The following is a 9,099-nucleotide window of genomic DNA, read 5'->3' as shown; positions in this document are numbered from 1 at the left end:
GGTTTCTCACTCACCGAGATCGCTGCGATCCTTGGACAGGACGGCCGGTTGGAATTGCCCAGGGAGGAACTGCGTGCCAAGGCGGACGAATTGCGAAGACAGATGGCTGGGCTGCGCGTTTTGCGCGACACGCTTTGGCATGTCGCCGACTGCAGTGCACCGAGCCATCTCGAATGCCCGACATTCCGCAAGCTCCTGAACACAGCGTCCAAAATTGCAAAGCCTCGGAAAACGCCAACGAGGGCACGAGCATAGGTCAGATCGGACGCCCGCGGTTGCAGATTTTGGTTTGAGCCGACTGCAGACGCTAGGAGACGTGCCACGAAAGCCTGGATTGGGCCGTTGGCGGACCGCCTGCTTTCGGGATGAGGAGATGGAATAGCAGCCGTTCAGGTCGCGACCCTCGTCGGACCTTCCCACAGGCGATACTCCGTCAATTCGCTGTCGAACTCGTAGGCTATCGGACCAATCGTTGGCTGAAAGATCACCCTAATCGCCAAAAGGCAGCGTCGCGACCACGAAGCGCGAAAAACACCGACTTGCAGGCTGTATGACGGCCATGTTCGCGGATGAGAACTCTCGATTCTCCGATTATGGGCATAGCCGCCAAGTACGGTCGTCGCCCCCCGTCGAGATCCGCCGCTTCAGGAACTTGCGGCAGTGGCAAGGCGAGGAAAGGCTACTATTCAGGACGCGTTCGGTGTAGCTTTCGAGCGAAAAGTTTGGGTCACGGTGAGGAACGGCATGTCGCCCATTTGGTATGTTCGGCAAACAGAATCCGGATACGAACAGCAAGGGCGACGCTCAACTCACTAGCGCTAGACGGGAAAACGAATCTTGATATTGCTCAAGCGCCTTTTTCAGAGGGTTCTCGTCTTCTGTCTGGGCGTTTTTAGTGTTTGGCTGATAGTCTTCGTCGTTTTCGATACTGCGGACCACAGACTTCCATGGATCTTAGCGGTGAGTCTTACCTACGGGTTGAGTGCCTATGTCATTCTGCCAAATGTCGTTCGAATGGGCCTGAAGGTTCTTCACCGGAGACTTATCCCTAGATACACGATCACCGGGGATGGTCTCCCCGGCGATCCCGTAAATCTTGTCCTCATTGGAACTCTTCAACAGCTTCGCGACGCGTTTACAGCAGCGGGCTGGTCGACGGCTGATCGTTTGGGGATAGCAACCTCGTGGCGAATGATACGAGCGTTTCTGCTCAACTCTCCGTATCCCACCGCTCCTTTCAGCACGCTCTATCTATTTGGACGCAGGCAGGACATAGGGTTCCAGCAGCCCATCAACAACAGCCCGCGCCAGCGCCATCACGTCCGTTTCTGGGCGCTGAACCTCGCCCACTCCGAGGACGATATGACAGAAGCAAGCTTCTGGTTGAATACGGATAAGCCGCCGACCGATCAGCACGTACTGTGGGTCGGGGCCGGCACCAGGGACACTGGAATATCACTAGCCCGACTGACACTCCAAGTGACACATGCTACCGATTCAGACACAAATGCAGAACGCAATTACATTGTCACCCAGCTGAGGGAAAAAGGGGTGATCGGGGAAGTCGCATTGCACCAATCGGGTTCGATTTTGCAGACTGGAAAGGTCAACCACTACATTACAGACGGTGAGATCGCCTTCGCCAACTTGACAGAACATTGATCGAATATCTGGACCACGGTGCAGCGAAGCCAGCAGTGGGCTCGAAACCGAATGTGCGGAGAACGTCGATGAGAATGGCGCAACCAGCCACATTCTGGATTGCTGTCTCTACAGTCGCTTTGGTGACGCTGGTGCTATTGCACCAAATCCTGTTGCCGTTCGTCGTCGGCGCATTGCTCGCCTATCTGTTCGTTCCGGTGATCGACAGGTTGGAGCGGTTCGGGATCAATCGTTCCTTTGCAGCTCTTGCTGTCTTCCTGCCGCTGGTTGCGGGCTTTGTCGCCTTTCTCTTGGTGATGCTCCCGGCCGTCATTGGCGAGGCCAGATTTTTTGTTGATGAGTTTCCTCGCTACATCACACGACTGCAGTCACTCATGACCGAAGCAAACCGCCCTTGGCTGCATACTGTCATGGGCAACGAGCTTCACATCGAGCAATCGGCAGCTGATGTCGCGAGGACGATGGGCAGCGACTGGCTCGATCGCTTCCTTCGCTCGTTGTGGTCGAGCGGACTGGCCTTGATTTCCCTTCTTTCGCTACTCGTGGTCACGCCAATCATTGCCATCTATCTCGCTATTGACTGGCAACGAATGATTGCGACGGTCGATGGCTGGTTCCCCCCGGCGTACCGTGGCGATGTTCGGGCGCTTGGGCGCGAAATCCACGAAACGGTCGCGGGCTATGTGCGCGGGCAGGTCGTCATTTGTCTCACGCTTGCCGTGCTTTATGCGACAGCCCTGAAAGTGACCGGGCTCAACCATGCCATTTTGATCGGCATCAGCGCAGGCCTGATCAGTTTTGTTCCCTATCTCGGGGCCGCCACTGGTATCTTAGTATCGACGTGTGTTGCGATGGCTCAGTTCTGGCCGAATTGGGTACCCGTCGCGGTTGTGGGGGGCATCTTTATCATCGGGGAAATGCTTGCCGACTATGTGCTGTCGCCGCGCGTCATTGGTACTCGCGTCAAACTCCACCCAGTCTGGATGATGTTTGCGATGTTTGCCTTTGGATGGCTGTTCGGCTTCATCGGCGTGTTGTTGGCGATACCGATCGCGGCGTCGTTGGGCGTGATCTTGCGGTTCGCGAGGCGGCAGTCTCAGGCAAGTTCAAGTTACCACGTCTCAGACAGGGCTGGCCCGGAATGATTAAAATACCGGCATTGTAGCCGATCTGCTGCAGCGGTATCGCCGAACTGGAGGCCTATCGAAGGGCACACCAGACGAACGGGCAGCCCCAAGGCACGGAATGGAGGCGTCACGCCGCCACCGGCAAGGGCGCCTCGCCGCATACCGGGTCGCCGGCACGAGCGACGATCTCTGCGGTTACGTCATTTCCTACAGCAGTTCAGGGGCCGGCGTCAGACGGGCAGCTTTCGGTCGACAGGCCGCGAAAGCGGACCTCCAGGCGCCAAGCTTGCATTGACCTTCCTCACTTGCCTGGATGTCGGACACCGGACAAATCGTCTGGCGATGGTCAACGTCCCAATTGCAATGCGAGGCTGGCATAAAGAGCCGCCCCATACGGTATGCACGCGTCGTTGAATGCGTACGACGGATGGTGCAAGGCGTCACCGTCACCGTTACCGAGAAGAATGTAGGCACCGGGGCGCTGCTCCAGCATGAATGAAAAATCCTCAGATCCCATTTCTGCCGGAAGATTTCGGTCGACATTGAGTTCTCCGACTAGCGCGGCGGCGGCATTCGCCATGACGTCCGTTTGAACGGGGTCGTTTATGGTTGGTGCAAAGAGCAAGCGGAAGTCGAGTTCCGCGCTCGCGCCAAAACCGGATGCAACCCCTTCGACTACTCGGCGGAGCGACTGTTCGATCAAGGTGCCAACTTCCCGGCTGAAGAAACGCGCCGTTCCGGAAATGGTCACTTCATGGGGGATGACGTTGTAGGCATCTCCGCCAACGATGCGGGTCACACTTACGACCGCCGCTGAATGGGGGGACAGATTTCTTGATATGACGGACTGGAGTGCGGTAACGATATGGCAAGCGGTCAGAAACGGATCAATTCCCGCCTCGGGGTACGCGCCATGACATCCCTTACCGGTGACCTTTATATCGAAAAACCCACCGCCCGCGGCAATGGCGCCTGGAGCGATGCGAAACTGACCGACTTCTAATCCTGGCTGATTGTGCATCCCGAAAATCGCATCGCATGGAAATCGTTCAAAAAGACCGTCTTCCAGCATGGCTAGCGCGCCGCCGCACCCTTCCTCTCCAGGCTGGAATATGAAGTTGATCGTTCCGTTGAAATTCCTGGCCTCGGCAAGATAGCGTGCGGCACCCAGCAGCATGGTGGTGTGACCGTCATGCCCACAAGCATGCATTCGACCCGGGGTCTTGGATCGAAACGGCAGGTTCGACATCTCGGTCATGGGAAGCGCGTCCATGTCGGCACGGAGGCCGATCGACCCCGACCCGTTGCCTGATCTCAATACGCCAACGACTCCCGTGCCACCGACCCCGCGGTGCACCTCAATGCCGATGCCTTCCAGGTATTTTGCAACGATTTCCGCGGTTCGGAATTCTTCCATCCCGAGTTCCGGGTTGGCGTGCAGATCCTGCCGAATTCCAACGAGTTCGTCTTGGAAAGTATCAAATTCCCTGATTTCCATGTCCTATCCCGCCAAAAAAACTTACCAACCTTGGTTGATGGTCTCGCGACCATCTCCCGAAACCAGGATCCGTCATCTTCCACGAATTCTTGGATCCAGGGCATCCCGCAGCCCGTCTCCGATATAGTTGACGCTTAGCACTGTCAGCGAGATCACCAGCCCCGGCCAGATCGCGCGGGACGGATTTATCGCGAGAAAATTCACGCTGTCGTAGAGAAGGCGTCCCCATGTCGGGTAATCGGAAGGAAAGCCAAGGCCGAGAAAACTGAGCGCCGATTCCGTGATGATCGCGGTTGCGATGCCGAGGGTGGCGGAAACCATGATCGGGGACAGAACATTGGGAAGAATATGCCGTGTGATAATGCGGCGCTCCCTTGTTCCAATACTTTTGGCGGCAAGAACAAATTCCTGCTCCTTCACCGACAGCACCGCACCGCGAACGATACGTGCGGTCTGCATCCAGCTGGTAATCCCGATGACTGTCACGATCAGGAGAAAGATGCCTGTTTCCGGCCCAAAGGCGGCCCGCAGCGTGTCGCGAAATAGCATGACGATGACCAACAGCAGCGGCAACAGAGGCAGTGCCAAGAAAAGGTCGGTCAGTCGCATCAGCAGACTATCCAAACGGCGGACGTAGCCGGCCACGACACCAACGAAGGTACCGACGACAAGCGACAGCAGCATCGCCGCGATACCGACAGACAAAGACGTGCGCCCGCCAGCAAGCACCTGCGCAAACATGTCCCGGCCCAGATTGTCGGTCCCCATCGGATGCGAGAACGAAACACCCTGGTTCTTGGCCTTGATGTTGATCGTCTGCGGATCAATACCGTGGACATAAGGGCCGACCACCACTAGCACTATGATGGAAATGAAGATGATCGCGCCAATAACGCCGCCCCGATGGGCGCGAAACTGGCGCCACACGTCGGCACCCGGCGAGCGTTGCTTGGGGCTTGCAAGCACGCCTGCTGCGCCGCTAGTCAGGTGGGCGGCGGCCTCAGTCATAGCGAATCCTCGGGTCGAGAACGCCGTAGAGGAGATCGGCAATAAGGTTGAACAGCACGATCAGCACGGCAAAGATGAAAGTCAGTGTCTGGACGAGCGGCATGTCCGCGCCTTGTATGGCGATGATCAGCAACTGTCCCAGCCCATTCACGCGGAAGATCTGCTCGGTGATAATTGCGCCGGAAAAGATCGTTGGGATTCCAAGCGCAATGACGGTCACCACCGGTATCAAGCTGTTTCGCAGCACATGGACGAGCAACACCACGCGTTCGTGCATGCCCTTGGCGCGGGCTGTCCGCACATAGTCATGGTTCAGATTGTCGAGCATGGACGCCCTCACAAAGCGGCTCAGCTGCGCTGCATTGTAGAGTGCCAGCACGGCCACCGGCATCACCATCTGGCGGACCTGCACCCAGAAACTCGACCAGTCCGTTACGCGATGCGTCGTGTCATAAATCGACGGAAACCATTGCAGGTGCACGCTGAAAACGACGATCAGGACCACTCCGGTAAAGAAGGTCGGGACCGAAAAGCCCACCATAGAGACAAAGGTGCCGATCTGATCGAACCAGGAGTATTGCTTGTAGGCGGAGAGGATGCCGATCGGCAACGCAATCAATATGCCGACAACATAAGACATGCCAACAACCCAGAGCGTCTGAGGCATGCGCTCGGCGATAAGATCGACGACCGGGCTGCGGGTGGCCCAGGAACGTACGCGCAGCCGCTCGGCCGAATTGCCGATCTCGATGCCGAGCATACGCTCGAGGACATTCAGAGGCTCGTTGATGAAGAATTGCTCCAGCCATTTGAGGTAGCGGATGTGAAACGCTTCACCGAGGCCCAGGGATAGCCGTATTTGCTCGCGCACCTCAGACGGGATAGTCAGCGGCAGGTTCCCGGTTGGATCGTTTGGTGCAAGGTCAAGCAGGGCAAAGATAATGAAGCTTATGATCAGCAGCGTCGGGACTGCAAAGATCAGGCGCCGGAGCGTGTAGTTCAGCATAGGTGCCCTCTGCTAGGCCACGATGGATCTGGATTGAACCAATCGAAACTCATGAACGTGCTCGATTTTGCAACTCCAACGGGCGCCAGTCGGAAACACGTTGGCATTTCCTTGTCCCGCTAGAGTTCCCGTTCTCGCAGACGCCGGGAGCGTCTGCGTATTTCGGTTTGATTCCTAACCTTGCTCCGCAGGCAAGGCAGCGCCAGCGGAGCAAGAAAGGGATCAAAATTACTTGGCGCGTGTCCAGTCGGCCGCGTTCCAAAGTTCGGCGTCCCACGCGTTCATCTTGACGCCTTCAAGCGTCGCAGTGTGGGCTGCTACATTGCCGCGATGAATCAGGGGGACGAGGCCGCCACGGTCAACGAGCATGTCGTTCAGCTGCTTTGCCAGCTTCGCGCGTTCGTCGGGCGATGCCGTCTTGGCCAGCTCTGCGATCCTGGCATCGTATTCAGGGTCGCAATATCTCTGCATATTGCCTCCACCCCAGTTTGTTGCGGGGCTGGGGATGTTGTTGCATGTAAACTTTGCCAGGTACTGCTCGGGGTCGACGCCGGCGAAATTGTCGGCGTACATCATCACATCGGCGTAGAGTTTCCATGCCGTGTCCGGACTTGCCGGATCGCCCCCGAAGAATACCGAACCGTCGATATTGCGCAGTTCGGTTTCGACGCCGATCTGCTGCCACATGTCCTTAATCAGCGCTTGCGTTGCCTGGCGAACCGCATTGGTCGATGACTGGTAGAGGATCGATAACCTCACCCCGTCCTTCTGGCGGACGCCATCCGCGCCTCGTGCCCAACCAGCATCGTCGAGCAGTTTGTTGGCAGCGTCGAGGTCCTGGACTTTGCACCAATCGTTTGTCGTCGACGTATAGATCGCCGGTGCTGGCAGGACATTACAGCCAATTGCCGCTGATACGCCGTAGCCCGCCTCGACCAGGACCGAGCGATCGATCGCAAGTGACAGGGCCTTTCTCACGGCCGGATCGACCATGAACGGATGCGGGCCACCTTCCAGGGTCGAACGCTTTTCTCCCAGTGCAGGGTCTGGATTGGTGAAGTTGAGATCCAGCCGCTCGACGGAACTGCCAAAGGATACGACTACGCTGCCTTTTCCGGCTGCAGCCATCTGAGCCAGAATCTCGGGTTCGACCTGCAGTCTCCAGGCATAGTCGAATTCTCCGGTTTCAAGCACGGAGCGCGCAGCGGAAGCAGGGTCTCCACCGCCCTTCAGCATCACTGTGGCGAAGGCGGGCTTTGTGGCATCACGAAAGTTGGGATTGGCTTCAAAGGTGACGACATCATTGGCTTTGAAGTCGACAACCCTGAAGGGGCCGGTGCCGATTGGTTTGAAATTCTGATCCGTGCACTGAAGCATTTTTGCGCCAAGGCAGTCCTTGAACTGCGCGCTCTGGAGAATGGGCGACTGGCCGCCGACAAATGGGCCGAACGGATATGCCTTGGGCCCGGAAAACGTTACCTTGACCGTCAAATCGTCGATCGCGTCAACGCTGGCAACTTCGCCGAAATTTCCGACCTGCTGGCACGACCCAGCCGGATCCATGCAGTATTTTGCGGTAAAAACCACATCCTTTGACGTAACCGGTGATCCGTCCGACCAGGTCAGCCCGGGCTTCAATTGCCAGGCGATCGACTTCAGGTCGCTCGACACACCGCCATTTTCAAGCGTCGGTATGTCCTTGACCAGAACCGGCACGATGGCGCCATTCTCATCGTAGCGCGCCAATGGCTCAAGCACCAAAGCGGCCGCATCAACATCCTTGTTTCCGCTGGAGATGAACGGGTTGAGCACGGACACCGCTTGGTAGAATATGATCTTCAAGTTGCCGTCTCTTCCGCGCTGCGTGTCGGCGGCGGCTTGGCCGGATGCGAACGCGGCGTAGGTAACGGCTAGAATTGCTGCAGTCTTTCTCATTGGTTTTCCCCTATTATTGTGTTTCCCGACAGAAATGACTTCATCCTCTGGTGAAGAATGCGGCTCCTTTTGCTAAGCCAAGTGGCAAGCCACATGATGATTGCTCTCTGCTCCGCGCCAGACAGGCTCCTCGACAAAGCACCGCTCGATCGCTTCCGGGCAGCGCGTACAGAAGCGGCAGCCTTGCGGCGGATTGGCAGGGTCTGGGATGTCGCCTTTCAGGATGATCCTGCGCCGTTGCGCCTCGACGTCGGGGTCGGGCACCGGAACTGCCGACAATAAAGCCTTGGTGTAGGGATGCCTGGGCGCGGCGAACAAAGTCTCGACATCGGCGAGTTCAACCATCTTGCCCAGGTACATGACAGCGACGCGGTCAGCGATATGCCTGATCATCGACAGGTCATGGCTGACAAAGAGGTAGGTGAGGCCGAGCTTCTTCTGCAGTTCCTTCAGCAGATTGACCACCTGCGCCTGGATCGACACGTCCAATGCGGCGATCGGTTCGTCGCACACGATGAAATCAGGATTGAGCGCGAGCGCCCGTGCAATTCCGATACGCTGGCGCTGCCCGCCCGAGAACTCGTGGGGATAGCGGTTCACATAATCGGGGCTAAGACCCACCGCATTCAGAAGTTCGCCCACCCGCGCGGCACGCGCATCCCCCTGGTACTTGCGATGCTCGACAAGCGGCTCGGCGATGATCGCCCCCACCGTCATGCGCGGGTTCAAGGAGGCTTGTGGGTCCTGGAAGATCATCTGCATGCGCGGCCGCATACGCCGCAAAGTCTCACCTTCGAGTGCGGCTACATCCGACCCGTCGAAGAAAATACTTCCCGCGGTCGCATAGCACAGCCGCAACAAGG

General features: G+C 57.5%; 8 protein-coding genes. 3 read left to right on the top strand and 5 right to left on the bottom strand.

Annotated features, from left to right (window positions below; genetic code table 11):
* The 3 genes from AC1DWF_RS27610 to AC1DWF_RS27600 form a co-directional block, all read left to right on the top strand.
* The coding region (locus AC1DWF_RS27610; RefSeq protein WP_476842294.1) for a MerR family DNA-binding protein at positions 1-255 on the top strand (255 nt) is incomplete at its 5' end.
* A gap of 582 nt (positions 256-837) precedes the next feature.
* Positions 838-1,662, top strand: a complete 825-nt coding sequence (locus AC1DWF_RS27605) for an LssY C-terminal domain-containing protein (protein WP_476788827.1) — start codon at positions 838-840, stop codon at positions 1,660-1,662.
* Positions 1,659-2,807 carry an AI-2E family transporter gene (locus AC1DWF_RS27600; protein ID WP_476786582.1) on the top strand — a complete coding sequence of 383 codons (1,149 nt, stop codon included), beginning with the start codon at positions 1,659-1,661 and terminating at the stop codon, positions 2,805-2,807. The genes AC1DWF_RS27605 and AC1DWF_RS27600 overlap by 4 nt, the downstream gene beginning before the upstream one ends.
* Before the next feature lie 328 nt (positions 2,808-3,135).
* Here AC1DWF_RS27600 and AC1DWF_RS27595 read toward each other — a convergent pair whose 3' ends face one another.
* From AC1DWF_RS27595 to AC1DWF_RS27575, 5 genes are all read right to left on the bottom strand, one after another.
* Entirely contained in the window at positions 3,136-4,287 is a 1,152-nt protein-coding gene (locus AC1DWF_RS27595; protein WP_476788828.1) for a M20 aminoacylase family protein, read from the bottom strand.
* 72 nt (positions 4,288-4,359) lie between these two features.
* The gene (locus AC1DWF_RS27590; protein ID WP_476788829.1) at positions 4,360-5,295 is read right to left on the bottom strand and encodes an ABC transporter permease; all 936 of its coding nucleotides are present in this window, start codon (positions 5,293-5,295) and stop codon (positions 4,360-4,362) included.
* Positions 5,288-6,301, bottom strand: a complete 1,014-nt coding sequence (locus AC1DWF_RS27585) for an ABC transporter permease (protein WP_476788830.1) — start codon at positions 6,299-6,301, stop codon at positions 5,288-5,290. Before AC1DWF_RS27585 ends, AC1DWF_RS27590 begins: the two co-directional genes overlap by 8 nt.
* 228 nt (positions 6,302-6,529) lie before the next feature.
* Positions 6,530-8,236, bottom strand: a complete 1,707-nt coding sequence (locus tag AC1DWF_RS27580; RefSeq protein WP_476804368.1) for a peptide ABC transporter substrate-binding protein — start codon at positions 8,234-8,236, stop codon at positions 6,530-6,532.
* 72 nt (positions 8,237-8,308) lie between these two features.
* On the bottom strand, positions 8,309-9,099 hold a 791-nt coding region (locus tag AC1DWF_RS27575; RefSeq protein WP_476842293.1), incomplete at its 5' end, for an ABC transporter ATP-binding protein.

Source organism: Aminobacter sp. P4_D5, from assembly GCF_056401815.1.
This window is presented reverse-complemented; position numbering and strand designations above follow the sequence as displayed.

Coding starts and splice junctions, on each gene's coding strand:
- AC1DWF_RS27595 (WP_476788828.1), bottom strand. CDS start 4,287: ATGGAAATCAGGGAATTTGATACTTTCCAAGACGAACTCGTTGGAATT.
- AC1DWF_RS27590 (WP_476788829.1), bottom strand. CDS start 5,295: ATGACTGAGGCCGCCGCCCACCTGACTAGCGGCGCAGCAGGCGTGCTT.
- AC1DWF_RS27585 (WP_476788830.1), bottom strand. CDS start 6,301: ATGCTGAACTACACGCTCCGGCGCCTGATCTTTGCAGTCCCGACGCTG.
- AC1DWF_RS27580 (WP_476804368.1), bottom strand. CDS start 8,236: ATGAGAAAGACTGCAGCAATTCTAGCCGTTACCTACGCCGCGTTCGCA.